General features: G+C 62.9%; 32 protein-coding genes and 1 riboswitch. Of the genes, 14 read left to right on the top strand and 18 right to left on the bottom strand.

From position 1 onward, the window contains the following. Positions 1 to 89: 89 nt before the first annotated feature. The 3 genes from FHS84_RS04860 to FHS84_RS04850 all read right to left on the bottom strand — a co-directional run bounded on the left by FHS84_RS04860 (position 90) and on the right by FHS84_RS04850 (position 2,212). On the bottom strand, positions 90 to 839 hold the full coding sequence (locus FHS84_RS04860; RefSeq protein ID WP_166931032.1) for a hypothetical protein: 750 nt from the start codon (positions 837 to 839) through the stop codon (positions 90 to 92). 96 nt (positions 840 to 935) lie between these two features. Then, a complete protein-coding gene (locus FHS84_RS04855; protein WP_166931027.1) occupies positions 936 to 1,409 on the bottom strand; it encodes a GNAT family N-acetyltransferase in 474 nt (157 codons plus the stop codon). A 23-nt stretch (positions 1,410 to 1,432) separates the two neighbouring features. Next, positions 1,433 to 2,212, bottom strand: coding sequence for a hypothetical protein (locus FHS84_RS04850; protein ID WP_166931024.1), 780 nt, complete (start codon positions 2,210 to 2,212; stop codon positions 1,433 to 1,435). A gap of 103 nt (positions 2,213 to 2,315) precedes the next feature. Then, a riboswitch (TPP riboswitch) is annotated at positions 2,316 to 2,436 on the top strand. Here FHS84_RS04850 and thiC point away from each other — a divergent pair. Further along, positions 2,429 to 4,243 carry a phosphomethylpyrimidine synthase ThiC gene (gene thiC / locus FHS84_RS04845; protein ID WP_166931021.1) on the top strand — a complete coding sequence of 605 codons (1,815 nt, stop codon included), beginning with the start codon at positions 2,429 to 2,431 and terminating at the stop codon, positions 4,241 to 4,243. Its footprint overlaps the riboswitch before it by 8 nt. 2 nt (positions 4,244 to 4,245) lie before the next feature. Here the strand turns inward: thiC and FHS84_RS04840 are convergent, their stop codons facing one another. From FHS84_RS04840 to FHS84_RS04830, 3 genes are read right to left on the bottom strand one after another with little or no spacing between them, the layout of a single operon-like run. After that, positions 4,246 to 5,115 (bottom strand): TIR domain-containing protein, encoded by an 870-nt coding sequence (locus FHS84_RS04840; protein ID WP_166931018.1) that lies wholly within the window; start codon positions 5,113 to 5,115, stop codon positions 4,246 to 4,248. A gap of 5 nt (positions 5,116 to 5,120) precedes the next feature. Next, positions 5,121 to 5,552, bottom strand: coding sequence for a type II toxin-antitoxin system HicB family antitoxin (locus FHS84_RS04835; protein ID WP_166931015.1), 432 nt, complete (start codon positions 5,550 to 5,552; stop codon positions 5,121 to 5,123). A gap of 2 nt (positions 5,553 to 5,554) precedes the next feature. Beyond that, the gene (locus FHS84_RS04830) at positions 5,555 to 5,755 is read right to left on the bottom strand and encodes a type II toxin-antitoxin system HicA family toxin (protein WP_208393698.1); all 201 of its coding nucleotides are present in this window, start codon (positions 5,753 to 5,755) and stop codon (positions 5,555 to 5,557) included. Between the two features lie 153 nt (positions 5,756 to 5,908). Between FHS84_RS04830 and FHS84_RS04825 the strand changes: the two genes are divergently transcribed. After that, entirely contained in the window at positions 5,909 to 6,817 is a 909-nt protein-coding gene (locus tag FHS84_RS04825; RefSeq protein ID WP_166931011.1) for an alpha/beta fold hydrolase, read from the top strand. 6 nt (positions 6,818 to 6,823) lie between these two features. On the opposite strand, the gene FHS84_RS04820 is transcribed toward FHS84_RS04825, so the two are convergent. The 3 genes from FHS84_RS04820 to FHS84_RS04810 all read right to left on the bottom strand — a co-directional run bounded on the left by FHS84_RS04820 (position 6,824) and on the right by FHS84_RS04810 (position 9,058). Continuing rightward, positions 6,824 to 7,825 carry an alpha/beta hydrolase gene (locus FHS84_RS04820; RefSeq protein ID WP_166931006.1) on the bottom strand — a complete coding sequence of 334 codons (1,002 nt, stop codon included), beginning with the start codon at positions 7,823 to 7,825 and terminating at the stop codon, positions 6,824 to 6,826. 23 nt (positions 7,826 to 7,848) lie between these two features. Next, entirely contained in the window at positions 7,849 to 8,538 is a 690-nt protein-coding gene (locus FHS84_RS04815) for a redoxin domain-containing protein (protein WP_166931001.1), read from the bottom strand. A gap of 79 nt (positions 8,539 to 8,617) precedes the next feature. Beyond that, the gene (locus tag FHS84_RS04810; RefSeq protein WP_166930996.1) at positions 8,618 to 9,058 is read right to left on the bottom strand and encodes a hypothetical protein; all 441 of its coding nucleotides are present in this window, start codon (positions 9,056 to 9,058) and stop codon (positions 8,618 to 8,620) included. Between the two features lie 126 nt (positions 9,059 to 9,184). Between FHS84_RS04810 and FHS84_RS04805 the strand changes: the two genes are divergently transcribed. Beyond that, a complete protein-coding gene (locus FHS84_RS04805) occupies positions 9,185 to 9,556 on the top strand; it encodes a hypothetical protein (protein ID WP_166930989.1) in 372 nt (123 codons plus the stop codon). A 244-nt stretch (positions 9,557 to 9,800) separates the two neighbouring features. Here FHS84_RS04805 and FHS84_RS04800 read toward each other — a convergent pair whose 3' ends face one another. From FHS84_RS04800 to FHS84_RS04790, 3 genes are read right to left on the bottom strand one after another with little or no spacing between them, the layout of a single operon-like run. Further along, positions 9,801 to 10,577 (bottom strand): hypothetical protein, encoded by a 777-nt coding sequence (locus FHS84_RS04800; protein ID WP_166930986.1) that lies wholly within the window; start codon positions 10,575 to 10,577, stop codon positions 9,801 to 9,803. A 10-nt stretch (positions 10,578 to 10,587) separates the two neighbouring features. Next, complete coding sequence (locus FHS84_RS04795; protein ID WP_166930984.1) at positions 10,588 to 10,848, bottom strand: GlsB/YeaQ/YmgE family stress response membrane protein; 261 nt, start codon at positions 10,846 to 10,848, stop codon at positions 10,588 to 10,590. Positions 10,849 to 10,876: 28 nt separating this feature from the next. Beyond that, positions 10,877 to 11,578: a DUF1003 domain-containing protein gene (locus FHS84_RS04790; protein ID WP_166930979.1), complete on the bottom strand. Its 702-nt coding sequence runs from the start codon at positions 11,576 to 11,578 to the stop codon at positions 10,877 to 10,879. Positions 11,579 to 11,700: 122 nt separating this feature from the next. On the opposite strand from FHS84_RS04790, the gene FHS84_RS04785 reads away from it, so the two are divergent. Next, the gene (locus tag FHS84_RS04785) at positions 11,701 to 12,129 is read left to right on the top strand and encodes a DUF6491 family protein (RefSeq protein ID WP_166930976.1); all 429 of its coding nucleotides are present in this window, start codon (positions 11,701 to 11,703) and stop codon (positions 12,127 to 12,129) included. Here the strand turns inward: FHS84_RS04785 and FHS84_RS04780 are convergent. Beyond that, positions 12,126 to 13,094, bottom strand: coding sequence for an asparaginase (locus FHS84_RS04780; RefSeq protein ID WP_166930973.1), 969 nt, complete (start codon positions 13,092 to 13,094; stop codon positions 12,126 to 12,128). The genes FHS84_RS04785 and FHS84_RS04780 overlap by 4 nt on opposite strands. Before the next feature lie 145 nt (positions 13,095 to 13,239). Between FHS84_RS04780 and FHS84_RS04775 the strand changes: the two genes are divergently transcribed. Both FHS84_RS04775 and FHS84_RS04770 read left to right on the top strand, forming a co-directional pair. Then, entirely contained in the window at positions 13,240 to 13,767 is a 528-nt protein-coding gene (locus FHS84_RS04775) for a TrmH family RNA methyltransferase (protein ID WP_166930970.1), read from the top strand. A gap of 105 nt (positions 13,768 to 13,872) precedes the next feature. Next, entirely contained in the window at positions 13,873 to 14,523 is a 651-nt protein-coding gene (locus FHS84_RS04770) for a glutathione S-transferase family protein (RefSeq protein WP_166930966.1), read from the top strand. A gap of 9 nt (positions 14,524 to 14,532) precedes the next feature. Here the strand turns inward: FHS84_RS04770 and FHS84_RS04765 are convergent, their stop codons facing one another. Next, complete coding sequence (locus FHS84_RS04765; protein ID WP_166930962.1) at positions 14,533 to 15,675, bottom strand: MFS transporter; 1,143 nt, start codon at positions 15,673 to 15,675, stop codon at positions 14,533 to 14,535. A 211-nt stretch (positions 15,676 to 15,886) separates the two neighbouring features. Then, positions 15,887 to 17,125, bottom strand: a complete 1,239-nt coding sequence (locus FHS84_RS04760) for a sugar MFS transporter (RefSeq protein ID WP_166930958.1) — start codon at positions 17,123 to 17,125, stop codon at positions 15,887 to 15,889. Positions 17,126 to 17,244: 119 nt separating this feature from the next. On the opposite strand from FHS84_RS04760, the gene FHS84_RS04755 reads away from it, so the two are divergent. The 4 genes from FHS84_RS04755 to rlmN all read left to right on the top strand — a co-directional run bounded on the left by FHS84_RS04755 (position 17,245) and on the right by rlmN (position 20,708). Next, entirely contained in the window at positions 17,245 to 17,994 is a 750-nt protein-coding gene (locus FHS84_RS04755) for an ABC transporter ATP-binding protein (protein WP_166930954.1), read from the top strand. Then, positions 17,994 to 18,776, top strand: coding sequence for an ABC transporter permease (locus tag FHS84_RS04750; RefSeq protein ID WP_166930952.1), 783 nt, complete (start codon positions 17,994 to 17,996; stop codon positions 18,774 to 18,776). The genes FHS84_RS04755 and FHS84_RS04750 overlap by 1 nt, the downstream gene beginning before the upstream one ends. 128 nt (positions 18,777 to 18,904) lie before the next feature. After that, positions 18,905 to 19,420 carry an invasion associated locus B family protein gene (locus FHS84_RS04745; protein WP_166930949.1) on the top strand — a complete coding sequence of 172 codons (516 nt, stop codon included), beginning with the start codon at positions 18,905 to 18,907 and terminating at the stop codon, positions 19,418 to 19,420. Positions 19,421 to 19,598: 178 nt separating this feature from the next. After that, positions 19,599 to 20,708, top strand: coding sequence for a dual-specificity RNA methyltransferase RlmN (gene rlmN / locus FHS84_RS04740; protein WP_166930946.1), 1,110 nt, complete (start codon positions 19,599 to 19,601; stop codon positions 20,706 to 20,708). Between the two features lie 16 nt (positions 20,709 to 20,724). Here the strand turns inward: rlmN and FHS84_RS04735 are convergent, their stop codons facing one another. Further along, a complete protein-coding gene (locus tag FHS84_RS04735) occupies positions 20,725 to 21,078 on the bottom strand; it encodes an HVO_A0114 family putative DNA-binding protein (RefSeq protein ID WP_166930944.1) in 354 nt (117 codons plus the stop codon). A 185-nt stretch (positions 21,079 to 21,263) separates the two neighbouring features. Between FHS84_RS04735 and FHS84_RS04730 the strand changes: the two genes are divergently transcribed. Beyond that, positions 21,264 to 21,425, top strand: a complete 162-nt coding sequence (locus FHS84_RS04730; protein WP_166930941.1) for a hypothetical protein — start codon at positions 21,264 to 21,266, stop codon at positions 21,423 to 21,425. Between the two features lie 198 nt (positions 21,426 to 21,623). Then, a complete protein-coding gene (locus FHS84_RS21105; protein ID WP_208393697.1) occupies positions 21,624 to 21,944 on the top strand; it encodes a hypothetical protein in 321 nt (106 codons plus the stop codon). Here the strand turns inward: FHS84_RS21105 and FHS84_RS04720 are convergent. Together FHS84_RS04720 and FHS84_RS04715 are read right to left on the bottom strand one after the other, a co-directional pair. After that, positions 21,941 to 22,528: a CHRD domain-containing protein gene (locus FHS84_RS04720; RefSeq protein ID WP_166930939.1), complete on the bottom strand. Its 588-nt coding sequence runs from the start codon at positions 22,526 to 22,528 to the stop codon at positions 21,941 to 21,943. The genes FHS84_RS21105 and FHS84_RS04720 overlap by 4 nt on opposite strands. 392 nt (positions 22,529 to 22,920) lie before the next feature. Next, on the bottom strand, positions 22,921 to 23,526 hold the full coding sequence (locus FHS84_RS04715; RefSeq protein WP_166930937.1) for a hypothetical protein: 606 nt from the start codon (positions 23,524 to 23,526) through the stop codon (positions 22,921 to 22,923). 142 nt (positions 23,527 to 23,668) lie between these two features. Here FHS84_RS04715 and FHS84_RS04710 point away from each other — a divergent pair, with 142 nt between their 5' ends. Both FHS84_RS04710 and FHS84_RS04705 read left to right on the top strand, forming a co-directional pair. Further along, positions 23,669 to 24,901, top strand: coding sequence for an argininosuccinate synthase (locus tag FHS84_RS04710; RefSeq protein WP_341801809.1), 1,233 nt, complete (start codon positions 23,669 to 23,671; stop codon positions 24,899 to 24,901). Between the two features lie 243 nt (positions 24,902 to 25,144). Beyond that, entirely contained in the window at positions 25,145 to 25,975 is an 831-nt protein-coding gene (locus tag FHS84_RS04705) for a class I SAM-dependent methyltransferase (RefSeq protein ID WP_166930935.1), read from the top strand. Positions 25,976 to 26,125 lie beyond the last annotated feature (150 nt).

Below are 26,125 nucleotides of genomic sequence, written 5' to 3'. Positions count from 1 at the left end.
AGGGACGGCGTAGGCGGGCGCTAGGTGTGGTGGTTGAAAAAGAATCCGGAGCCGATGGGGAAGCTTGTCGCCGACGGCGCTGCCGTCACCTATGCGGACTTCGCGATTCCGGCGGCGCGCGTCGCCAGTGTGGCGTAGACGCAAAGGAACACCGCCGGGATCGCCAGCCAGTGGCCGTAGCAATAGGTCTCGCGCAGAACTTCGAGGCCGATCAGCAGGGCGAGCCCGGCGCCGATCGTGTAGAACCAGTCGTGGCCCGGCATGTCCTTGCGCCAGATCCACAGCGACACCGGCAGCGGCGCCTTGCGCAGCACCAGGAAGGCCAGCGTTCCCAGGATCATCGCGCCGACCGCCGCAAAGCAGGCGATCATCACGATCATGGTGATCTGGCTCGAGAACCACGGCGGGAATTCGGAGCGGTTGACGCCCTGCAGCAGCGCCAGGATCGCGCTCACCCAATAAAGGAACCATCCGGCGATGCCGACGCCGTAGATCGAGATCGCGTGTCCCTGCGTTTTCAGTGCTGCGACATCGGCCATGGTGTTGATCTTGAGCATCAGCACGCCCGCGACCAAAGACGCCGCGAACATGATCAGCGCCATGCCGGCGTCGTGATAGGGCCACTTGTCGGTGCGCAGTTTCTTGATCGCCTTGACCCAATGCCGGTTGTAGGCGTCGGCCGCGGGGCCGGTTTCCTCTTCCGGCGGGTCCCACATCTGAACGGCCTGCGCTTTGGCCTCGTCGGTCCATTCCGGCATGGCCGCGCTCTGGGTCAGCAGCGAAGCACCGGCGGCAATCATGGCCAGGGCGGCGAGGAACAAGACGATGCGGAGCGACATGGCGCGCCTCTAAGGCGGTGACTCAAGGTATACGTGTGTCTTAGCGCTGTTTCCGGGACGGCAATAGAACGCAAAAGACACAGTTGACCCACTTGGCTAGGGTCGTTCCCAACAAATGATGTCGCCGTCTTCGGAATCGACCCGCGCGCCCGTTTGCACGAAGCCGTTCTTCTGCAAAACCCGTTGCGAAGCGAGGTTGGCGGTTGCCGTTTCCGCCGTCACCTTTCGAATCTGCGGATCGCGCGCAATTTCCTTGAGCGCCAAAGCCAAGGCGCCGGTTGCGTGGCCGCGGCCCCATCGGCTTGCGGCGATGCCGTAGCCGATCTCGACGGTGCCGCCCCTATCGGCCGGCGCTTTCAAGCTGATGAGCCCGACCGCTTCATTGCCGTCGAGGATCAGCCAGTCGCCGCCGCCATGCGCCGCGCGTATCGGCTTCATCGCCTCACGTAACATCGCCAGCACCGCTGCCGGTGCGATCCCGCCGGGCGGCAAAGTGAGGCGCGGAACCGGCGCCGGCCCGCCCAGCATCCAGGCATAGAGATCGTCGGTTCCGGGCAAAAGAACGGTCATGCAGCGCGCCTGTGACAGAGGATTCATGGAGTCGTTTCAGCCGATTCTCTCATGCTCAATGGGAACGAGAGAGCGGCGGCGCGAGTAATCGCGACGCAATAGAACCAAAGGAATGCTTCGGGCACGGCCCAATACGGTCCACCCGTAAACGCGCCCTGCAACAGCAGCGGGACCAGCGCGAGCGCGAACCATGCCAACGCAGTGAAGGCATAGCTACGGAATGGTGCATCAGTGCGCCAGACCCATAGATTAATCGGAAGTACAGACTTCCGCAGCGCCCCGAACCACCCTGCCAGGGCCAGTACCGGCCAGCCAACCAGAGCGTAAATGGTGAAAGACGCAAGGGGGATTGCGATGGTGTCGGCCCAGGTTGGGTATCGCCACCTGTTGAAGTCCTGAAACACGAGTTCCCACTGTGTCAGCCACAACCCGAACCACGCTAGGGTGCATAATAGCACGATGAACCAGCGACTTTTCGGCGTTTGGAGCGAGCCAAGGTCGCTTCCCCTGCGGATGCCAAGCAGAAGTGTGCCTAGGACCAAACTGACACCAGTAGCGATCAAACTGGTGCCGGCATCGTAGAGCGGCCACTTATTGGTCCGCGCGGCATCCATCGCCGCAGTCCACTTCCTATTGTAAGCGTCATATGTCGCGCCGCGGAGATCCTCCGGCGGGAGCCACGACTTCACCGCGTCGGCGCGCACTTCGTCGGTCCATTCCGGCATCGGCAGGCTGAGGGACACCAGATAGATTCCCACCGCGACGGCCGCCGCCGAGATCACAATTACCATGACGCGCAGCATCGTTCCGCTCCGCCAGTTCCCCACTATCAACCGCCACTATGACAGATTCCTATCCTGAGTTGTGGCGGCGGCTTGACACGGACGTGCGACGCAGATGAATTGGGACTCATCCCAGGGGCGTTCTCCGGAGCTTTGGCGACGGAGGGCTGAGATCGGCAATCCCGCCGTGTCCCTTTGAACCTGATCCGGTCCATACCGGCGTAGGGAGAGGCGAGAATGAACCAGCCCGTCCGCAATCCGCATCTTTCGGTCACCCGTGGTCCGTTGCCCGGCTCGCGCAAGATCGTCTGCAACGGCGTACCGTTTCGCGAAGTGCCGCTGTCTGGCGGCGAGCCGCCGGTGCGCCTGTACGATACGTCGGGGCCGTACACCGATCCGAACGCCGAGATCGATATCGAGAAGGGCGTGGCCAAGCTGCGCCGCGATTGGATTCTCGCCCGCGGCGATGTCGAGGCGTACGACGAACGCGCCCGCAAGCCGGAAGACGACGGCCTCAAGCCGGGCGAGCTTCTTTCGGTGCCGCAGTTCGACAGAGCCGCGCTGAAGCCCCTTCGGGCGAAAGCGGGCCGCAACGTCACCCAGCTTCATTATGCCCGCCAGGGCATCATCACCGAGGAAATGAAGTTCATCGCCGCGCGCGAGAACCTCGGCTATTCCGCCAAGGCCGACGGCCATGGTTTCGGCGCCGTGCTGCCGCGCGAGATCACGCCGGAATTCGTCCGCGACGAGATCGCTTTAGGCCGCGCCATCATTCCGTCGAACATCAATCACCCGGAATCCGAGCCGATGATCATCGGCCGCAACTTCCTCACCAAGATCAATGCCAATATCGGCAATTCCATCGTCACCTCGGGCGTCGAGGAAGAGGTGGAGAAGATGGTGTGGTCGATCCGCTGGGGCGCGGACACCATCATGGACCTGTCCACCGGCCGCCACATCCACACCATCCGCGAATGGATCATCCGCAACGCGCCGGTGCCGGTTGGCACGGTTCCGATCTATCAAGCGCTGGAGAAGTGCGGCGGCATCGCCGAGGAACTGACCTGGGAGCTTTATCGCGACACGCTGATCGAGCAGTGCGAGCAGGGCGTCGACTACTTCACCGTCCATGCCGGCGTGCGCCTGGCGCATATCCCGCTGACGGCGGATCGCGTCACGGGCATCGTCAGCCGCGGTGGTTCGATTTTGGCGAAGTGGTGCCTGGCGCATCACCGCGAGAATTTCCTCTACACGCATTTCGAAGAGATCTGCGAAATCCTGAAAGCCTACGACGTGGCGTTCTCGCTCGGCGACGGTCTGCGTCCGGGCTCGACGGCGGATGCCAACGACGCGGCGCAGTTCGCCGAACTCGATACGCTGGGCGAACTCAATCGCATCGCCCAGAAGCACGACGTCCAGGTGATGATCGAAGGCCCCGGCCATGTGCCGATGCACAAGATCAAGGAGAACATGGACCGCCAGCTCGCGAGTTGCGACGAGGCGCCGTTCTACACGCTTGGGCCACTGACGACCGACGTTGCGCCCGGCTACGACCACATCACCTCGGCCATCGGTGCCGCGATGATCGGCTGGTTCGGCACGGCGATGCTTTGCTACGTGACGCCGAAGGAGCATCTCGGCCTTCCGGATCGCGACGACGTCAAGGCGGGCGTGATCGCCTACAAGATCGCGGCGCATGCGGCTGACCTCGCGAAGGGCCATCCGGCGGCGCGCATCTGGGACGATGCGATGTCGAAGGCGCGGTTCGAATTTCGCTGGCGCGACCAGTTCGCGCTCGCCATGGACCCGGAAACGGCGGAAGCCTTCCACGACGAGACGCTTCCCGCCGAAGGCTCGAAGATCGCGCATTTCTGCTCGATGTGCGGGCCCAAGTTCTGCTCGATGAAAATCTCCAAGGAAGTCCAGGACGCCGCGCGCGCCACTAACGACACGCTGTCGACCCAGGAAATCCGCGCCGCGATGGAAAAGAAGTCGGAAGAATTCAAGGCCCACGGCAGCGAGATCTACTGGACCAAACCCGCGGCGGAATAGGATTACCCGAGGACTGCTTTTTGATCTATTTCAAAGCCTGCTTCCGCCAGTTCTCTTAGGAGGTGAGTTTTCCAGCCACCATGCTCATCGAATTCATGCCAACCGATACCGAGTATATCGGTTGGAAATTCGATTTCCCCCTTTTTGAAGACAATCATCCGTTCTCGTCCGAATTTTCCAGCAAAGAAAAACAACTCGCCGATAACGTTTTGTCGGGCTCTTGGCGCAAGGCTTCTCTCTCCTGATATGTTTTTTCCTCCAACATCGTCTGGCGTCAGAAGCACGACAACAAAACCAACATTTGAATGGCGTACGAGCTTCTCGATGATTGTTAAAGCTCCTCCCGGAGCTTCGTTAAGAATTATGGGGCGGACCCCCGCTTTTCCAAGAAATGCCACCATTTCGAAAAGCACCGCTTTGTCGTGACCATGTACAATAAAGGCCGTCTTCTCATATTCCACATTGGTGGTGTCGGCTGAATTTGGAGTGATTGCTTGGTCTTCGTCGAGAAGATCAATTCTGCTGACTATGGAGTTGATGCGAGATAATTGACTGGCCAATGACGATCGGAGACGTCGAACGAGTGTGCCCAACGTAGGGTCCATGTAGCGATCTTCAGCAAGGTGAATAGCGCCAATGCTGGCTTGATAGTCTTGGGCAAATTCTTCTGTTGTGAATAATCGGCGAAGCAGCAATTCGTTGTATGCACGCCACGCATCTGCCTTTCGGCAGTACTCCTCAAAATTTGAATTATTCGCTATAGACCCCGCTCCAATTTCGTCGTCAAGCCGTTTGCCCTCTTCGACTCTCGACTTAAGTTGTTCAAGTGCCCTCGCTTTTTGAATGCGAAGAGCCGGAAGTTGTGCTGGCATGGCTTTTAACTCACTCCTCTGCCGCATTTTCTCGTGTCCGAGATTTTTGCTTTTAGAGTTTCCCTCTCCAACGCCAAATACGCAATTGCGCCGGACCGGCTGAGCGATAGCTCCTTCGCCGTGCGATCCAGCGCTTCCAGGGCGGCGCCGGGCAGGGAGATGTTGACGCGCACCGGCTCGTCGGAGAGTTCGAGCGGGATCAGCACGCGCGCCTTTTCCTTCACGCCTTTTTCCGCCGGGATTTGATCGGGGCTGCGCGGTTCGGCGATGGCGTCACCGTATTCGCGCGCCAACGCGACATGCGCCTGCGCCGCGGAATAGGCGTTGGTGGCCGCGGCTTCCACCGTTTTGCCGAAACTGGTGCAGCCGGGCAGGTCGGGGAAGAACACGCCAAACCCGTCCTTCGCTTTCTCGATGATTGCCGTATAGAACCGCATACTCACCTCAACTTTATACCGCTTTGTTTCTCGATGCTTTTGATGGTCCCCGGCGGCATATCCTTTACCGGATGTGGAACGGTGACCGTGCCCGGCCGCTCCGCATGACGATAATGATGATGGCTGCCGGTCACGCGCACCTCTTTCCAGCCCGCCGCCTCAAGCGCGCGGATGATGTCCCGGCTGGAGATGCTTTTGACCATATCGGGTCTGGTCTATACACATAAAATGTGTATCTGTCAAGCAAGGGCGCGGGCTGTAGGTTTGCGGTCTGCTGCGATTTGTAAACTCTACTGACAATTGTGGGGGCGGCCGGAAACCGTCATCATCGTGGCGGTTTCGACAGGGATATGCCGATGGGCCGGGTTCTTTCCGTATTCGTGATCGCGATTTTGCTTGCCGGCAGTGCTGCCGCAACCGTAACGGCGTTTCCGCCCTCCCTTCCTGGGAAAATGATCAAGACCAACGGCACCGAGCTGTTCGTTCGCGTCGGCGGCAAAGGGCCGGCGGTGGTGCTGTTGCACGGCTTCGGCGACACCGGCGACATGTGGGCTCCGATTGCGGCGAAGCTCGTCGCCGATCACACCGTGATCGTTCCCGATTTGCGCGGCATGGGGCAGTCGGCCCATCCCGCCACGGGCTACACCAAGAAGAACGAGGCGGCCGATATCGCCGGCATCATGGATGCGCTGCATGTCAAAGACGCCGCACTCGTCACCCACGATATCGGCAACATGGTCGGATATGCTCTGGCGGCGGGCTATCCCGGACGCATCACGAAGTGGGTGGTGATCGATGCGCCGCTGCCGGGCGTCGGTACCTGGGCGGCGCAGCTTTCCAATCCGAAGACCTGGCACTTCAATTTCTACGGCCCAGACGAGGAACGTCTGGTGGCCGGGCGCGAGCGCATCTACCTCGATCGCTTCTGGAACGAGCTTTCCGCCGATCCCAAGAAGATCGACGAGGCGACGCGGGTTCATTACGCCGCGATCTATGCGCGCCCGCACGCGATGCACGATGCCTTCGAGCAGTTCAAAGCCTTCCCGCAGGACGGCATCGACAACCGCGCCTTCCTCGCCAAAGGCAAGCTGACCATGCCGGTGATGGCGCTCGGCGGCGAGAAATCCTACGGCCGCGGCATGGAGGCCGAACTGAAGTCCGTCGCTACCAACGTCAAAGGCGGCGTCATCCCGGCCTCGGGCCATTGGGTGATGGAAGAAAACCCCGCCGCCACTACGACGCTGGTAGTGGATTTCGTGAAATAGCCGCGCTTACCGCTTCAAATACCGGTCCAGGAAGTCCGTGATCGTGGCCCAGGTCGGGCGATAGAAGTCCGGGTTTTTCACCATGCAGCCGGCCGATGCGGTCGAGCGGATGGTGGCGCCTTCGCTGAGCTTTTCGTCGGTCAAAAAGTCGTGGGCGGGGCCGTGGTCGGCTTTCGGCAGGCTGATGAAAACCGCGTCGCGGCAGGCTTTGTTCAGCGCCTGATAGAGGTGCATGCCTTCGACATACGGCACATGCCGGTCGGCTTCGCCGTGGAAGATCATGATCGGCGGGTCTTTTTCGCTGATGTAACGGGCGGGATCGGCGAGGGCGACCTTGTCGGGACATTGCTGCAAGGCGCAGCCGACGAGCTGGCTTTCCGGCGACTCCGCATTGTCGTGGCAATCGGCACCGTTTCCGGCCGCGGCGGTCTTGCACGAGCCCAATGCCCAGGCGTCCATCATGAGAAAGTCCGAGGGCGGATAAAACGCGATGGCCGCCTGCACCGCGCTCGAAACCCCGGTGACGCCGACAGTCCCTTCGAGGTCCGGCACGTCGCCGGTGACGGCCGCCATGGCCGTCGTCCAGCCGCCGGAACTGTCGCCGATGATGGCGATGCGGCTGCCGTCGAGGCCGTACTTCGATGCGTTGGCGCGCAGAAACCGGATCGCCGCTTTGATGTCGTGAAGCTGGCCGGGGAAGATCACCTGGCTGGTCGAGCGGATCGACACGCCCGCCACCGCATAGCCGCGCTTGTTGAGTTCGGGCGCCAGCCAGCCGGCGGAGTCCTTGCCTTGATCGCCGCGCCACGCCGAACCGCCGGTCCAGATCACCACCGGCACGGGACCGCCGGCCGAAGCCGGCAGATATAGATCGAGCAGGTGGCCGCGGCTCGTGGCGGGCTCGGCCGGGGCGTAAGCGATGTTGGCCTGGGTCGGAGCCACGGGCGCCTCATGGGCGGCGGCCGCAGCCGTCATCAGTATCGCAGCCGCAATCGAGAAAACGCGCATGTGATCGTCTTTCCGTTGAGGGATTACCCCAAGAAGCCTTCCGCCAAGGCGCGGGCGAATTGTTCGCCTTCGGCTTTGCCCCATATGCTCTGGGCCTGGCCGTTGATGGCGCGGGTGATGGTTTCGGGGTCTTTGGTCTTTTGCGGTGCCGGGCCGTCGGCGGCATCGTCGGCGGTGATGCGGCCCATTTCCCGTCCCACCACGGTTCCGTCGGGCGCAATGAGGAGATTGCAGGGCAGGCTATAGCTCCGTCCGGAGCGGCCCATGGTACGCACCAGCTTGGAGCCGACATCCTTTTCCATTACCGGCGGCAGCGCTTCGGCGTGGAGAACGGTGAACACCCGGCCGATATCGAGCGGCGTGAATTTTTTCATCGAGCCGGACAGCACCGGCACGACCATGAATTTGGCGTTGCCGTATTTCTTCTGCAGGCGGGCGAAGTCGGGAATCTCGCTCATGCAGGGGGCGCACCACTCGGCCCATAGCGGCATCAGGATGGTGCGGCCCTTGAGGTCGGCAATGGTGAAATCGCCGTGAAGCCCGACCAGCGTCGCGTCCGGCAGCGTCGATTGCGGTGCTTTCTCGAACGCCTTGGCGATGGGATTGTCGGTCAGAACCCCATGCGCGAGGGGACCGTCTCCGGCGAAAGCCGGCGCGGCCGATGCGGCCAGTCCCGCCAGAACGGTCCGGCGATTGATGATGGTAATGCCCACGCATGCCCCCCATGCCCTGATACGCGGCCATTATGCGCTCGGGCAGGGGGCCGCGTGATGCTTCAGGATGCCGCTTGGATCAGCAGTTGTTGCTGGCGTCGAAGCCGAGCGGAACCGGGCGAAGCTGCAACGCTTTGGCCCAGGCGCTGAGCGGTTCGGCCTTGCCCTTGGAGATCACCCAGAACGCGGAGACGTTCTTCTGCGGCGGATTTGGCTTGGCGCCCGGACCCGGCTGCATCGGTGCCGGCGGCACGTCGAACACCAGCTTGAGTACGGTATCGCCCGGCTTGGCACCGTATTCCGGCCACGCCACGGTGCGCGTCTCGATCCAGGATGTTTCGGGGTGCACCGTCATCTTGCAGGTCGCCATGCGCTTCTTCAGCGAGACGCCGGCGGCGGTCTGGATGCCGTCGGCCACCTTCTGCACCTGTTTCCAGTCGGTGACCGGTGCGGCGGCACTGGGTCCGGCCATCGCCAGAAGGGCGGTTGCAAGGAGGGCGGCGCCGGCGGTTCTCAACATGGATCAAGCCTTTTTTGAACTTCGGGAGGCAGGATAACACGCGCGAATGAACTAGAAGGCAAGTCAGCCGTTCATGTGCCGTTCAGGCGTTCGTCGTAAGATGGAAAGAGAATCATGGAGGTGCCTATGACCCGAACGGACATTGCCCTTCTGATGACGATGGCGGCGATTGCGCTGATGGCGATGCTGGCCGGGAATGCTGCCGCCGGACCCCAGGCAAGTTGCATCGACACCAAGGTCAGCTATGTGGCGCGGCCGCTGAACGATCATGACGTCTGGGTCCAGAATTCCCTCGGTGCGAAGAAGGCGCCGATCCGGGTGACGACGAGTTGCCATCATTTGTCGTCGAGCAACGCCGTCAGCCTGTCGGCCCAGTTCACCTGCCTCGGTCTGGGCGATCCGGTCGTCGCCACTGCCGGCAGCGACCGCCAGACCTGCATCGTGACCAAGGTCCAGCCTTACGCGGCCGCGGACGGCGATTTGCCGGAGAAGAAGTAAGATCGCGCTCGCTCTTTCCTCCCTCGCGGAGCCGTGCTGTGCGCGTTGCACGCTGGCGAAATAGCGGGGGAGGTGATCGCAAAGCGATCGGAGGGGGGCCAAAGACTCTCGTCGCTGGTTTGCCTTCCCCCCTTCGTCGCCTGACGGCGCCACCTCCCCCGCTTTTTCATCGCAGTGCGGCCCACCGGTCTCGGCGCCGCGGGGGAGGAAAGTGGGGGGCGGCCGGGGATGACACCGAATTTCGTTACTTCACCTGCTTGCAGACCTGCGTCTTGCGGTTCACGGCAAGGCCGAGCCAGAACGCGCGCGGGGAGCAGAACATGGTGGCGCCGGCGCCGCGGCAGTCGTCGTTTGCCTGACTGGTGTCGCCGACGCGGGCGACCAGATAATCCCCCGCCGCGAACAGTCGAACGGTGCAGTGATGTTCGCCGCTCGGGCGGTCTTTGCGCGCCTTGAGCAAGATACCGGCACCGGTCGGCACCTGCTTCAGATCGGCAAGGTCGAGATGGCAGCCTTGCTGGTCGCCGCCGTCCGGCTTCTCCGTCAACGCCATGGTGAGCCCCTTCACCCGCCCGCCTTTCAGCGTGAGATCGAGGCTCTGGTGCGAGCGGTTGCCGTACTCGTCGTGGGTGCGCACGGCGCAGACGAGGCGTCCGTCGGCATCCTTCAGCGTGCCGCGCACTTCGGCGAAGGTGACGGCGTAGGACTTCTTCTTCGCCGCATCGGTCCAGGTGCCGGTCCAGCGGCCGTTCTTGATGTGGCCTTTGAACGAGCCGGTGCGGCTGTTGGTCGAGGCGGTGTATTCCTGGATGTCGAACAGGCCGTTGGGATCGAGCTTGCCGTCGAGCCGGATCTGCTTGCCGACCTTGAGATAGAAGTACCAGCCCGACACCGTGTCGCCGGTACGGTCGAGGTCGAGAAACACCGGCGCCTTGCCGATGGTGCCCGACAAGAGGATCGGCTGTGCCGTGGCGGCGGCGGCGAACAGGACGGCGGCGGCGAGGAGCGGGACGGCGCGCATCGGCTCTCTCTTATCTCAGACGGTTTTTCCCGGACGCGGCCTGAAACAGCAGGAGCACCACGATCGCACCGATCACGGCCACGAACAGAGACCACAAGAACCCGTGCGGTCCGGGGGCTCCGAGGAAGCGGAACATCGCCCCGCCGACCACCGCGCCGACGATGCCGAGCGCGATATTGACGAAGCAGCCCTGGCCGCGGGCGTGAACGACCTTGGAGGCGATGAAGCCGGCGATCGACCCGAAAATGGCCCAGCCCAGGATGTAGAACATGTCAGACCCCTTCCGAAGCGGCGATTATCTAGCCTTTCGTCCGGTTGGCCAAGTCCTCGATCATTTCGGTCTGCATGCGCTGGATTTCGAGCAGCCGCTGCCATTGGTGGTGCAGGAGCTGGTCCATTTTCTCGGACAGAACCCGGACCTCGATTTCGGCCTTGAGATTGACCTCGTAGTCGTTCTCCGCCCGGCGGCGGTCGCGCGCCTCCTGCCGGTTCTGGCTCATCATGATGATCGGCGCCTGGATGGCGGCGAGCATCGACAGCACCAGATTGAACAGGATGAAGGGGAAGGGATCGAACGGCCGCCACAGCAAGGGGATGGAATTGGTCGCGATCCACGCCCCCATAATGGCGAAAAAGATGATGATGAATTTCCACGAGCCGCCGAAGGCCGCCACCTTGTCGGCGATCCGCGCGCCCAGGGTCTGGTTGCCCTCGAACTCCTTATTGATATTGTCGGTGACGATCTGGTTCTGGCGGATGCTTTCCACTACGGCACGGTCCAGCGCCGACAGTTCGCGGTTGTCGCGATGGACCTGTTCCATGACGTAGTCGGTACGGAAGCGATTGTGGCAGGTGGTGCAGATGGTGTCGTTGAGGGTCCAGTTCGGCTGCTTGCGGCGGATCAGGGCGTCGATCGCCGGGCGGACGAGTATGCCGGCGATCGTCTCCTCCGCGGGCTTGGTCTCGCCGCAGACGGCACACTGGACGGGCGGGTGAGCCATGACGCGTCCTCCAACATGAAATTCGTGAAATGCACGACATCCGCAGCGCGCGGCGTCGGTTCATATGCCGTTCATCCGCGCTCTGCTTTCATACAACGCGGTTCTCAGGAGACCTGGCAGCCATGAAAACGAAACTTTTCCTTGCCGCGCTGGTGCTGGCCTGTCCGGCGTTTGCCGCCGACGACGCCGCCCCGCCGGCGAAGCCCGCCAATACCTCGGTGTGTCTGCGTCATTCCGACGTCGACGGCTGGGGCGCTCGCGACCGCAAGTCGATGATCGTCAACGACCGTTTCGGTAAGAAGTTTCTCGTCAGCCTCAGCGGGCTGTGCGACGACATCAATTATGCGTTCGGCGCCGGCTTCCGTCCGTTAGGCGGCGGCCCGGCCTGGGGCACGTGCGTCGAACGGGGCGATCGTCTGGTCATGCGCGGTGGTGGCGTCACGCCCGGCAACACGACGTGCTGGGTGACGAAGGTCCAGCCCTACACCAAGGACATGGAAGCCGCCGACAAGCTGGCGCGCGAGAACAAGCAACCCTTGGCGGCCTACTAGCCGATCCCCTGCAGCGCTTCCGCCGGGCGACGTTCGCCGACGGTGGCGCCGCGGGTGTTGACCACCGGCGCCGTGGCGTAACCGGCCGGGATCACGTTCAGCTTTTCGAGAACGAAAGCGATGGCGGTCTCGGCCGCGCGCATGGCGCCGTCGTCGATCTTGAGCGCGACGCCGAGACCGAGCTCCGGCAGCATCGCCGCATAGACCCCTTCCGCTCCGAGCTTCACCGCCACCTTGCCCTGGGCGGCGCGCATCAGTGCCGTGCAATGGCGGCCGGTGCCGGCGACCAGTTCGGGGTAGGTCGTCATGGATTTCAGGATGCGCGCGGCGCCCGGCGTCTGTCCGGTGGCGAGGCGGGCGAGGGCGCGCGCGAACGCCGTGAGGGGAAGCGCGAAGTTGGGCGCGGCGCAGCCGTCGATGCCCCACGCCGGATCGCGGTAATCGGAAAGCCGACTCACCGATTCCAGAATCGCTTTCTGCACCGGATGCGAGATGTTGACATAATCAGCCGTCGGCGCCCCCAAATGCTTCGCCACGGTCAGGAATCCGGCATGCTTGCCGGAGCAATTGTTGTGGAGTCTCGAGGGCTTCTCGTGAGTCTCTGCCATGGTTTGTAAAGTCGGCTCGTGACGCGGAGTCTGCGGCCCGCAGATCAAATCCGCCTCGCTGCAGCCGATCCGTTTGAGCCACGCCGCGACTCGCGTCGTGTGCATCGATTCGCCGGAATGCGAAGCGCAGGCGAGCGCCACCTCTTCATCGCTCACACCGAAGGCTTCCGCGGCACCGCTCTCGACCAGCGGCAGGGCTTGGAACGGCTTCAACGCCGAACGGGTGTAGATCGGCGCATCGATATCGCCGAGGCTGAAACGCACTGCTCCGGCCGCGTCCACAATTGCAACCGCGCCGCGATGAATGCTTTCCACAAGATCGCCGCGTGTGACTTCGACAAGAACAGGATTAGGCATGGAATATCGTCCGGAATGACCGGGGCACACTCGGACCGGCTCCGGGGGGAATCAACCCCGCGCCGCTTCGGGGGAGCTATGCCGCGATTGCGTGCTGACCCTGGGCGAACTAAGCAGAGGCCGTGAGCGCCAACACGGGGAAGCCATGCGCGGGTATTTCGGCGTCGGGGTAGACGGTCTGTCGAAGGCGATGAACCTCGGCAACCTGTCGCGCATCGCCAACGCGTTCGACGCCAGTTTCTTCTTTACGGTGAATTCCCACCACAAGCTGGCCGACGCCCAGTCCGACACCTCCCGGTCGCAGCAGTCGATGCCGTACTACCGGTTCAACAATATCGACGAGTTCCGCCTGCCGATCGGCTGCGCCCTGGTGGCGGTCGAAATCACCGAGGATGCCGTCGAGCTGCCGCGCTTCCGCCACCCCTTGCGGGCGGCCTATGTGTTCGGGGCGGAGCGCCTGTCGATCTCGCCGGACATGCTCAAGCGGGCCGACTTCGTGGTGAAGATCCCGATGAAGTTCTCGATCAATGTCGGCATGGCGGGGGCGATCATCCTCTACGACCGGCTCATCAGCTTGGGCAACTACCCGCCGCGGCCGGGAATGCCGGGCGGACCGACCGAACTGCCGCCGCCGCACCAATGGGGCGCCCCGCTGGTCCGCGACCGGCGCTGACCCTGCCTTGAAAATAGATGTAAATTCTCCGTCTCTTTTCGGAATGAATGGTTGATATCAACCTATATCTCCGCTTAGGCTCATGGCACCGAAAGAGGAGCTGCCATGATTACCATCAGTGCATTCGACTGGGTGCCCGATATGGCCAGAGGCCAGGTGCGCGATCTGCGCGTGCGCTGGGCGCTTGAAGAGGCCGGCCTGCCGTACCGGACCAAGCTCATCAACCATCAGGAAAAGCTGTCGGAGGGCTATCGCGAGTGGCAGCCGTTCTGTCAGGTCCCGGCGTATGACGACGGCGAAGTCAGGATGTTCGAGTCCGGCGCCATCGTCCTCCATATCGGCGAGAAGAGCGAGGCGCTGTTGCCGAAAGAGCCGGCGGCGCGGGCGCGGGCGATGACCTGGGTCATGGCGGCGCTGAATTCGCTTGATCCGTTCATTCTGTGGCTGATGATGACTGCCGTGTTCAACGCCGATAAGCCCTGGGCGGCGGAGGCGCGACCGGAGGCCGAGACGTACGTCAAGAAGCGTCTGGCCAGCTTGGCGCATTGCCTGAAGGGCCGCGAGTGGCTTGAAGGGCGGTTTACGGTCGGCGATCTCATGGTGGCGTGTACGCTGCGCTCGCTCGGCTTTTGCGATCTTGTCACCGGCGATCCGGTGCTCGGACCCTACCTCAAGCGCTGCGAGGCGCGGCCGGCGTTCCAGCGTGCGCTGGCGGCGCAACTGGCCGATTTCACCGGTCAGCCCCAGGCGGCCTGAATTCCGGGGTTACAGCCTCGGTGCGACGCGGCGATAATGGAAGGCGAAGACCGTTATCGCCGCGAAGCAAACGGCCGGGACCAGCATGACGAAGCGGGTCGTCGCCGGTGTGACGATCACGTTGAGCAGCGCCAGCACCGCCGCGCCGCTGCCGGCTGCGAACATCAGGATCGCGGCGCCGGTCTTGGTGTCGCCATCGAGATCGCGGATCGAACTGGCAAAGATGGTCGGGAACAGGATCGACCAGAAGAAACTCGCCGCGACCAGGCAGCCGACACCGGTGAGGCCGCCGTTCGTCGCAGCGATTATGGTCGCCACCGCGCCCCCGGCGGAGAAGATCGCAAGCAGGCGTGAGGAGTCGAACAGGTACATCAGCCCGGTCCCGGCGATACGGCCGAAGGTGAACGCAAAGAACGACCACAACAGCACGTCCTTGACGGCGGCATCGGTCATGCCGGTTTCGGTCGTGACATAGCGCGCCGTGAACCCCCACATCACCACTTGCGCCACCGCGCAGAGGAATTGGGCACCGGCGCCGACCATGAACAGGCGGTTGCGGAACAGCGGCCGGAAGCTCCTGATCGTGGAATCGTCCTTGGCGACGCGCTCGATGGCCATCGGCGGGAATTTGGTGTTGTCGGCCAGGAAGGCGACCAGCAGCACGGCGGCGCCGATAAAGAACAGCGGCGTCACCAGGGTGTGGGCGAGATCGCTTACGGCATTGGCGGCGCTGATCTTGAGCAGATGCTGGCCGAGGAAGAAGCCGCCGACCACGCCGATGGGATTGAGCGCCTGGGCGATGTTGAGGCGGCGCACGGCCGTCTTTTTCGATCCCATGCGCACGACCAGCGGATCGACCGATACTTCGAGAATGGCCAGACCCGAGCCGATCACCACCGCGGCCAACAGGAACCACGCGAAGGCGTGCTGCTCGGCGGCCGGATAGAACAGGAACATGCCGACGGAAAATGTTCCGAGGCCGAACACGACGCCGGACTTGTAGCCGAAATTGCGGCTGATCAGGGCCGCCGGCAGCGCCATGAAGTAATAGCCGAAGCTCAGCGCCCAGCCGGCGAGGCTTTGCTGGTAGGAGTTGAGCGAAAGCGCTGTCGCAAAATCCGGTAGCAGCGTGTCGTACAGCCGGTGCGCCATCCCCCAGATCGCGAAAAGGCTCAGCGTGAGCGCTATCGCAAATGGGTAAGTTTTTGAACTGGCGCGGTTTTCACCGGTCATAGCGAATCCGAAGGGATCCCGGTTTGCGCTACCAGGATAGGGGCCCGCCAGTTAAGGGAGACTTAGAACAAACCCGAGTAAAACTGAGTAAATCATGCCAACATCGAAGCTGTGTACGGACGTAAGGGGCTTATACCTCGACGTCTGACCTCTCCTCGGGCGTTGCCGTTCGGGTTCGTTTGAGCACAACCGCAGCGGCAGTGACGCCGGCAAAGCAGAGGGCCGGCAGCAGCATGATGCCGTGCAGGGCCGCAGGCGTGCAGACGACCGCCAGCAGGGCAAAGAGTCCGGTGCCTGTGAAGGCCACGAACATCAGGATGGCCGTTGCCGATTTCGCCATGTCGCCGAGATCGATGAGCGCGTCGGCGAAGATCGCAGGAAATATGATCGACATGAAGAAGCATGTGCCGAGAACTCCGGCGATCGCGGCGGGACCGCTGGTGACGACACTGAGGACGCAACAGATCGCGCTGGCGCCGGCGAACAGGACCGTCAGGCGCAGCGGTGCGATCCACCGCATCATCAGCGGACCGACAATGCGGCCGACGCCAAGCGCCGAATAGCACCCGACCAGCACCAGCTGCGCTGCGTCCGGGCCCAGGGACGGCATGGCGCTGCGGCTGAACTGGGGGGCAAAGCCGGCGATGATGATTTGCGCGAACAGGCAGAGGAACGTCGCCGCCACGGCATAGCGAAAACGCTTGATGCGCAGGGGTGGGCTGAAGCTTGCCAGCGTGGGCTCGCCCGGAGCCGTGCGGACTGTGGCGACGGCCGGAAACGGCACCATCTCCATGACGAACGCCAAGACGATGGCGGCGACGCCTACGGTCGAGAGCAGCAGCACCAGATTGTGCGGTGTGGCCGCCGTGCTGGCCAGAATTTTCGGCCCCATGTAGAGGGCGAGGACGGCGCCGAATGGCGACAGGGATTCGGCCAGGATCATCCGCTGGCAGGCTGTTTTCCTCGGCCCGAGGAACGTGACGAGCGGAAGCGCGGTCACCTCGAGGATGGCGAGGCCCGATCCGACCACGGTCGCGGAGACCAGGAAGAACGTAATGGAGTGCCGCTCGACGGCCGGATAGACCAGGAACATGCCGACCGCAAACGTCCCCAGGCCGAACAGCATGCCGGTCTTGTAGCCGAGATTGCGGCTGATGACGGCCGTCGGCAGGCACATCAAAAGATAGCCGAGCGCGATGGCCGAACGGGCCATATCCGATTGCGCCGGCGTCAGCGCGAACGCCGGGGCCAGGCCGGGCAGCAGGGTGGCATAGAGCCGGTGCGAAAATCCCCAAAGCGTGATGGCCGCGACGGTCAATCCGACCGCAACTATCAAGCCTTTCAGCGTTTTGGAGTTACCTCCGGCCATGACCCAAAATTTTCATTGTTTTTTCTGCACCCAACCTTACATGGCGTGGGGTTAATCCTTGCTTTCGAATGGGTGAGGGCGGGTTCCCACAAACAACTGGGTATGTTAGGGAGCCGCACATGACCCCCGCACTTTCCGTCTCCAATCTCCGCAAGGTCTACCGCGGCGGAACCGTCGCCGTGGATGATCTGTCGCTCGCCGTCGAAGAGGGCGATTTCTTCGGGTTTCTCGGCCCGAACGGCGCCGGCAAATCGACCACGATTCATTGCATCACCGGCATCGCAACGGTGACGAGCGGCACTATCAAGGTGTTCGGCATCGATGCGGTGAAGGACTATCGCAAGGCCCGGTCGCTGGTCGGCCTCAGCCCGCAGGAATTCAACGTCGACGTCTTCGCCACGCCGGTGCAGATCGTGGACTGGGTCGGCGGCTATTTCGGCATTCCCTCCGCCGAGCGCAAGAAGCGCATCGACGAACTGATGGAGCGCTTCGATCTCACCGAGCACGTCAAGAAGCCGTTCCGGGCCTTGTCGGGCGGTCTCAAGCGCCGCGTGATCCTGGCGCGCGCGCTGATCCACAAGCCGAAGCTTCTCATCCTCGATGAGCCGACCGCAGGCGTGGACGTCGAACTGCGGCTCGATCTGTGGCGCTATCTCGGCGAGCTCAATCGCGACGGCACCACGATCCTGCTCACCACCCATTATCTCGAAGAGGTGGAGCGGCTTTGCCGCAATATCGCCATCGTCGCCAAAGGAAAAATCGTACGGCAGGGTCCAAAGGAGGAATTCCTCGCCGGCGGCGGCATCGAAGGCGCCTATCTGGCGGCCACCGGCGCCACCCCCGACCACATCGCAGCAGGAGCCGCCTGATGGAAAACGTGATCGGACACGTCAACTGGATCGGGCTTTGGACCATCATCCGCCGCGAGATGCAGCGTCTCCTGCGGGTGCCGATCCAGGCCTTTGTCGCGCCGTGGCTGTCGGCGCTGATGTTTATCTTCATTTTCGGCTACGTGGTGGGGCCCCGCATCGCCACCATTGGCGGCCACAAATACCTGCAATTCGTGCTGCCCGGCATCCTGATGATGAACGTCGTCAATGCCGCCTTCCTGCAGGCGACCTCGCAAGTCTACTTCCAGCGCTTCATGAAATTCGTCGAGGAGGCGCTGGTCGCACCGCTCAGCTATGTCGAGATGATCGTCGGCACCCTGGCGGCGGTGGTGTTCCGTACCGCGGCGACCGCGGTCGGCATTCTCATCATCGCGGCGGTGTTCGGCGGCGTGCAGGTGGTCTCGGTCGTCGAATTCATGTTCTGGGTGGTGATCGTATCGGGCATTTTCGGCCTGCTCGGCATCGTGATCGGGCTGTGGGCCAAGAGTTTCGAGCAGCTGTCGGCGTTGAACATCTTCTTCATCACGCCGCTGTCGTTCGTGGGCGGGGTGTTCAACACCGTCGAAATGCTGCCGCCGTTCCTGCGCTGGCTCGCCTGGGGCAATCCTTTCTTTTACTTCATCAACGGCCTTCGCCATTCGATGATCGGCTTCAACGAGGCGCCGGAGCCGCTGGGAGCGCTTTTGTCGTTGGCAATGCTGGCAATTCTGTCGGTTTGGGTGTGGCGGCTGTTCTCGGTCGGCTACGGCCTGCGCGAATAGGGCGGGAGTGCGATCCGAAACGAGTGAAGCGGTTTTCGAGAAAATTGCGCGACAAATAAGGACTCCAGCATTTACCTGCGGGAACGAGGCAACTATTCTCCGCGCCGCTTATTCGTCGAGGGAAATCCATGCCGTCCGTTCGTGCTGCGCTGTGTCTGGCGATGCTTTTGGCTGCTCCGGCCGTAGCGGCCGATCCGACCGAACTCGGCACCTTCAAGGCCTGGACCGCCTTCACCGCGACCAGCGCGGACGGCAAGGTCTGCTATGCCCTGTCCAAGCCGACCTCGACCCTGCCGAAGAAGACCGCGCGCGACGCGATCTACGTCATCATTTCGGTGTGGCCGGGCCGGAACGTGAAGGACGAGCTGCAGGTCGTTCCGGGCTATGTCTATAAGGACGGCGAGCCGGTGTTCGCCCAGGTCGGCAATCTGAAGACCGAATTCTTCACCCGCAACGAAGGCAAATCCGGTTCGGCCTGGGTCAAGAACGTCGAGGACGAGAACGCGCTGGTCCGCGCCATGCGTTCCGGTTCAACTCTGACTGTGACCGGTGTCTCCAAGAGGGGCACCAAGACCACCGATACCTATTCCCTCTCCGGCGTCGCCGACGCCGTGGAACGCGCCCATCGCGCGTGCGGGAAATAACGCCACTCCGGCTGTCATCCCGGCCGAGCGCAGCGAAGCCTAGCGCCGAGCCGGGACCCACTCCGAAATCTGGGAAATGTCTGGGTAGGTCCCGGATCGCGCCCTCGTGCCAGACGGGAAAGTTCCCGCGGGCGCGTCCGGGATGACAGGTTGGGCTCATTTGTTCTAGTACTCCCCCATGACCACCCAATCCATTCTCGGCCTGTCGCCCGACGAGCTGAAATCCGCGCTTCTCGCTGCCGGCGTGCCGGAAAAAGCGGTGGCCATGCGCGTCCGCCAGTTGTGGAACTGGATCTACGTCCACGGCTGCCGCGATTTCGCCGCCATGAGCAATCTGGCCAAGGATTTTCGCGCCCAGATGGAGGGTGAGTTCGTCATCGACCGTCCCGAGGTGGTGACGGAACAGATTTCCTCGGACGGCACCCGCAAATGGCTGCTGCGCTCGGGCGGGCAGGAGTTCGAGACCGTTTTCATCCCCGAGCCCGGCCGCGGCACCTTGTGCGTCTCGAGCCAGGTCGGCTGCACCCTCAATTGCCGCTTCTGCCACACCGGCACCCAGAAGCTGGTGCGCAACCTCACGCCCGGCGAGATCGTCGGGCAGGTGATGGCGGCGCGCGACGCCCTCGGCGACTGGCCGTCGACCGGCGAGAACCGGCGCATCACCAATGTGGTGATGATGGGCATGGGCGAGCCGCTCTACAATTTCGACAACGTCAAGGCGGCGCTGGCGATCGTCTCCGACGGCGATGCGCTGGCCTTCTCCAAGCGCCGCGTCACCCTGTCGACCTCCGGTGTGGTGCCGATGATCGCCCGCGCCGGCAACGAGATCGGCTCGTCGCTGGCGATTTCGCTGCATGCCGTGCGCGACGAAGTCCGCGATGTGCTGGTGCCGCTCAACAAGAAGTACCCCATCGCCGAACTGCTCGAAGCCTGCCGCACCTATCCCGGCGCCTCGAACGCGCGCCGCATCACCTTCGAATACGTGATGCTGAAGGGCGTCAACGACAGCCTCGCGGACGCCCGCCAGCTGGTGAAGCTCCTGTCCGGCATCCCGGCCAAGGTGAACCTGTTGCCGTTCAATCCCTGGCCCGGCAGCCCCTACGAGTGCTCCGAGTGGGAGCAGATCGAGAAATTCGCCGAAGTTCTCAACCGCGCCGGCTACGCTTCGCCGGTCCGCACCCCTCGCGGCCGGGACATCATGGCCGCCTGCGGCCAGCTCAAGAGCGAAAGCCTGAAGAAGCGGGCGAGCGAACGCGAAGCGGAGAAGGTGGCAGAGCCGGTGAAATAGCGCCTCGCGCGCGTCATCACCCCGCCTTCAGCACCACATCCACCCGGATCACGTCGAACGGAAGCTCGACCAGGCCGTCCTCGGTCTTCTGCAGCACGCCGGCCGTGAGAAGCATGGTCACGTCGCCGTGGACGGCTTTGATGTCCCGCTCCATCCGGCGCGCGATCTCCCGGATCGAGAGGGGACCGGCACCCGTCAGCGCGCGCAGGATCTCCCGGCGCTTGGTGGAAAGCAGCTTGAACAACAGCTCCGAGCTCGCGAAGTTGATGAAAGTGTGTGGCGCGCGGCTCTTGAGCGCTTGTGCGGCCCGGCGCGAAGCCTCTCTGCGATCGGCGACGCCGAGGACTACCGTTCTGGCTTGCGCATTCATCCGTCGATCTCCGAGCAGAGACGTTCGATCGCCGCTTCCGACGCGAACGTATGAGGAACATAGCGGCTGCGAACCAGCTGTTGGAGAAAAATACAACACTCTTACGGTGTTGTCATTCGTTCCAACACTTTGCGAAATTGCTTCGTCTATGATTTTGTGTCGGTGCAAATCTAGGTGATTCGAAAATGGCCATTAAGAAAGCGAAGAAGACTGCGAAGAAGTCGGCGAAGAAGGTTGCTGCCAAGAAGCCGGCGAAGAAGGTCGCGAAGAAGGTTGCCGCCAAGAAGCCGGCTGCCAAGAAGACGGCGAAGAAGGCCGCCAAGAAGCGCGCCAAGAAGGCCGCCTAAAGTCGTTGTGCCATCGGGAATGTTGTGGCGGCTCCTGCCGAAACGACATTCCCGTTGGCGCCTCTACCCAGCTCCCTCGCTCTCCAGCGCACTTTCGTGCCGCGGAACGCCAAGCGGGGACGCTGTCGAAAATCCCCCTCTCTTTGCGAATTTGCGCCGTTTCTGGTCTTGTGCGCCGGAAGCTCTGGGGATTCGACGATGGCGATCAAGAAGGCAAAGAAGGCGACCAAGAAAGCGGCCAAGAAGGCCGTGAAAGCTCCCGCCAAGAAGGCTCCCGCCAAGAAGGCCGCGAAGAAGGCCGCGAAGAAGCCGGCCAAGAAGGTTGTGAGCAAGAAGCCGGTCGCCAAAAAGGCGGTCCGGAAACCCGCCACCAAGCGCGCCAAGAAGACTTCGACGCTGACCAAGCTCGAGCAGGCGTTGTTTGCGCGGATGGTGGAGCTCGACGAGCTGGCGGCCGATGCGGGCCTCGCCGGAGCCGTCGCCCCGGCGAAGACCAAGAAGTCCCGGAAGAAAAGTTAAGCTGCCTTCCGCCGCAGACGCCACACACCGAGCAGTCCGGCGCCGATCAGCGCAAGGGTGGCCGGTTCCGGAACGTTGCTGGAAGCGGGCGTCAGGAAGCCGCGGATTTCGCCCGTCGGATGGTCGGCGGTGTGGATATTGAGATAGGCGGTTCCGCTCGCCAGGCCAGCGGCGAGGGCCATTTCCGCCGCTGCGACGCTGCCTTGCGCCGTCACGAAGGCGGGATTGAAGCTCGCCGCAAGCGTGAGATCGAACATCTCGTCATAGGTGCCGGACGTCACGCCGAGCGGAAATCCGCTGAAGGTCGGCACTTCCGTCGCCACGCCGGCATTGCCGCTCATCGGGGCCGCCGTGCAGCAATGGATGTGGGAGGCAGTCGTCCCGCCGGTGAGGCCCGAGAACGACACCTTGACTTTCAGCATGTGCGTGGCGGCGTCGTAGCCGACCATCGCCGTTCCGGTTCCGGGCGAGGCATTGGGCGGATTCTCCGCCGCGCCGCTCAGGGTTGCCGAATACCACACCGGACTGGCGGCGGCCGGCGCCGCCAGGAGCGAGATCGTCAGCATTGCATATAAGAATTTCATGTCTGCGGCTCCGTGCGTTGGGGTGAGCCCAGCACCCGGCATCGGGAGCAGCAATTTCCATGCCCGTAACGGCGTCAAAGAACTTCGCCGCCGCTTCAACAGCTTGTTCGGCACGGGAAAAACCGCGCGGGCAACGCTGTCAAATGCGCGGACAGACGGTTCTGAAATGATGGTTTGCAGGAAAGGAAGGGCCCGCTCCGGCCGTTGGGGTCTGGGGGGCTGGGCCGGCCGGAGCAGGGCGTTTTATAGGACGGCTGGAGGGGGCTCACCGTCCTATGTCCACCCCTCTTCGGAGCGGACGCAGCTAGTACGCGCCGCCCGGCGGCTTCGTTCCATGAACTTTCTTTGATGCGCTGTGGCGAAAATGGGTTCGGCGGCGGAACTTCCGCGCGTCAGCACTTTGCCTTGAAACCGCTTTCGCCACGCTCGAACAGCACGATCGGCGGCGTTACCGTCACGCCTTCGTAGGTGACGGACGGAACCGAGACCTCGAACGCATCGTCGGTAAAGCCGTTCATGTCGAGCCGGATCTGGAAGGCGAAGGCGTTGGTGTCGGTGGCGCCGGGTCCGGCGAAGCGGTCGCCTCGTTTTTCGACGCCGCGGATCGGTTGCGACAGTTCCTCGGGCCCGCTTTCGGCAAACCAATTGGTGACGAAGTCGAAGGTGTGATTTTCTTTCCAGCGGATGCGCACGTTCTCGGCCGAGAACGCGAACGGGCGGGTGCGGTCGATCCACCACTGGTTCAGGGGATCGTTGGCGGCAAGCTTGACGGCAGGCGTCTCGTAATTTTTGTCCACGATGACAAAGACTGTGGGGTATACGCCCGGCAGCAGCTTGACCGCGGCGTAGACGAAGCGTTTGCCGTCGGGCAGGTAGGAGCGGTACTCGACTCCGTCGTGCACCGGAACGCAGCGGGTGTCGGCCAGCCCCGGCTGGCACAATGTTGCGGCCGAGACGGCCAGGAAAATGGCTGTCGCAAAAGTGCTTTTGCTGGTCATTTACGCCCCCAAACGCCTGATACCGTAACACAATTGCCCTCTGGTTGCAGGGGGGCGGGCTGCGCGCTTTCGATTCCGGTTAATGGCTGGCGTTTTCGGGTCGGGGCCGTATATTCCGGGCCTTTCCTGAAGGGTATCAATCGTGACGACAAGAAGCGTGAAGAAGGTCGTGCTCGCCTATTCCGGCGGGTTGGACACCTCGGTCATTCTCAAGTGGCTGCAGACCGCCTACGGGGCGGAAGTGGTCACCTTCACCGCCGATCTGGGCCAGGGCGAAGAGCTGGGTCCGGCGCGAAAAAAGGCGGAAATGCTGGGGATCAAGCCGGAGAACATCTTCATCGAGGACCTGCGCGAAGAGTTCGTCCGCGATTACGTCTACCCGATGTTCCGCGCCAACGCGCTGTACGAGGGTGTCTACCTGTTGGGCACCTCGATCGCCCGGCCGCTGATCGGCAAGCGCCAGATCGAGATCGCCGAGCAGGTGGGGGCCGATGCGGTCTGTCACGGCGCCACCGGCAAGGGCAACGATCAGGTCCGCTTCGAGTTGGCCTATTACGCCAACAATCCCGATATCAAGGTCATCGCCCCCTGGCGCGAATGGGACCTCAACAGCCGCACCAAGCTGATCGAATTCGCCGAGCAGTATCAAATTCCGATCGCCAAGGATAAGCGCGGCGAGGCGCCGTTCTCGGTCGACGCCAACCTGCTGCATTCCTCGTCCGAGGGCAAAATCCTCGAAGACCCTAACGTCGAGCCGCATGTCGACGTGTTCCAGCGCACCATTTCGCCGGAAGCGGCGCCCGACAAGCCGACCATCATCGAGATCGGGTTCGAGAAGGGCGATGCGGTCAGCCTCGACGGCAAGCCGCTCACCCCGGCCCAGATGCTGACCGCCCTCAACGCGCTCGGCCGCGACAACGGCATCGGCCGCGTCGATCTGGTCGAGAACCGCTTCGTCGGCATGAAGTCCCGCGGCATCTACGAGACGCCCGGCGGCACCATCCTCTATGCGGCGCACCGTGCCATCGAGTCGATCACCGTCGACCGCGGCGCCATGCACCTCAAAGACGAGCTGATGCCGAAATATGCCGAGCTGGTCTACTACGGCTTCTGGTTCTCGCCCGAGCGCGAGATGCTGCAGGTCGCCATCGACAAGAGCCAGGAATGCGTCACCGGCACGGTGCGGCTGAAGCTCTACAAGGGCAATGTCATCGTCATCGGTCGCGCTTCGCCGTATTCGCTCTATTCGCAGGACCTCGTGACCTTCGAAGACGATCACGGCGCCTACGACCAGAAAGACGCCGCCGGCTTCATCCGCCTCCAGGCCCTGCGCCTGCGCACCCTGGCGATGCGCAAGCGCAAGACGGGGAAGTAGATCGCTTCCTTGCGACTGGACATGCGAACGGCGGGCCTGTGGTCCGCCGTTTTGCTTTTCTGTCATCCCCGGCTGAGCAAGCGTAGCGCAGCGAGCGGAAGGGGACCCAGGTGATCACGCATCCGTCATCTTGAAGGAGTTGCGTCTTCCTGCGTATGCCTTCTAGAGAGTAGCTGTGGGACGACCTGGGTCCCCTTCCCCTCGCATCCGCGCGTGTGCGCGTCTGTTCGGCCGGGGATGACAATGAGGTGGACCATGTCCGGTAATGACCAGCAGCGCGAATTCTGGAGTGGTGCGATGGCAACCGCCTGGATCGAGCGGCTCGACACGCTCGAACGCGGCTTGGCGGGCATCAACGATGCGCTCATGGCGTTCGCGGACTTGAAGCCGGGCATGGCGGTGCTCGATATCGGCTGCGGACCGGGCACGACGACCGAACAGATCGCCGCGGTCACCGGCGGACGGACGGTCGGACTCGATATCTCGAAGCCGCTGATCGATGCCGCCAAGGCGCGTTCGCGCGGAGCCACCGAATTCATCGAGGCGGACGCCACGGATTATCCGTTCCGCCCCGAATTCGATCTCGTTTTCTCGCGGCTGGGGCTGATGTTTTTCGCCGATCCGGTGGCGAGCTTCGCCAATATCCGTCGTGCCGTGAAGCCGGGCGGGCGGCTGGCGTTTCTGGTCTGGGCGTCGATGGAAGAAATTCCCTATCTGATCGAGCCGCTCAACGCCGTACGCGATTTGCTGCCGCCGGTAGAATTGCCGCCGCCGGATGCGCCGGGCGGTTATGCGCTCGCCGACAATGCCCGTACGCGCCGCATTCTCGAACAGTCCGGCTGGCACGCGATCGAGTCCCGGCACGTCACACCGCCGTCGTTTCTCGGCGCGACCTTGCCGGAAGCGGTCGAGGCGGCCTGCAATCTCGGTCCGATTGCGCAGCGTTTTCGTGAAGCCGACGAGACTACCAAAACCGAAGTGCGCCGCCGCGTGTCCGCGATCCTGGCCCGCTTCGAAACCGGCGACGGCGTTGTGCCGCCGGCCGCGTGCTGGCTGATCGAGGCGCGAGCCTGAGCCAGGACGTTCCCCAAAGTCTGAACGCGCACGCATCTGCAAATGGGTGAGGGGAGCATTGCCTCCTCTGTAGTGTCGAAAGGGTTGCACGGCGCGGTGCATTGCTCCTAGAGAGGGGATGCGGGACCATGTGGGTCCTCTTCCCCTCTC

Origin of the sequence: Rhizomicrobium electricum (genome assembly GCF_011762045.1) — a bacterium.
Lineage (GTDB): Bacteria > Pseudomonadota > Alphaproteobacteria > Micropepsales > Micropepsaceae > Rhizomicrobium > Rhizomicrobium electricum.
This window is presented reverse-complemented; position numbering and strand designations above follow the sequence as displayed.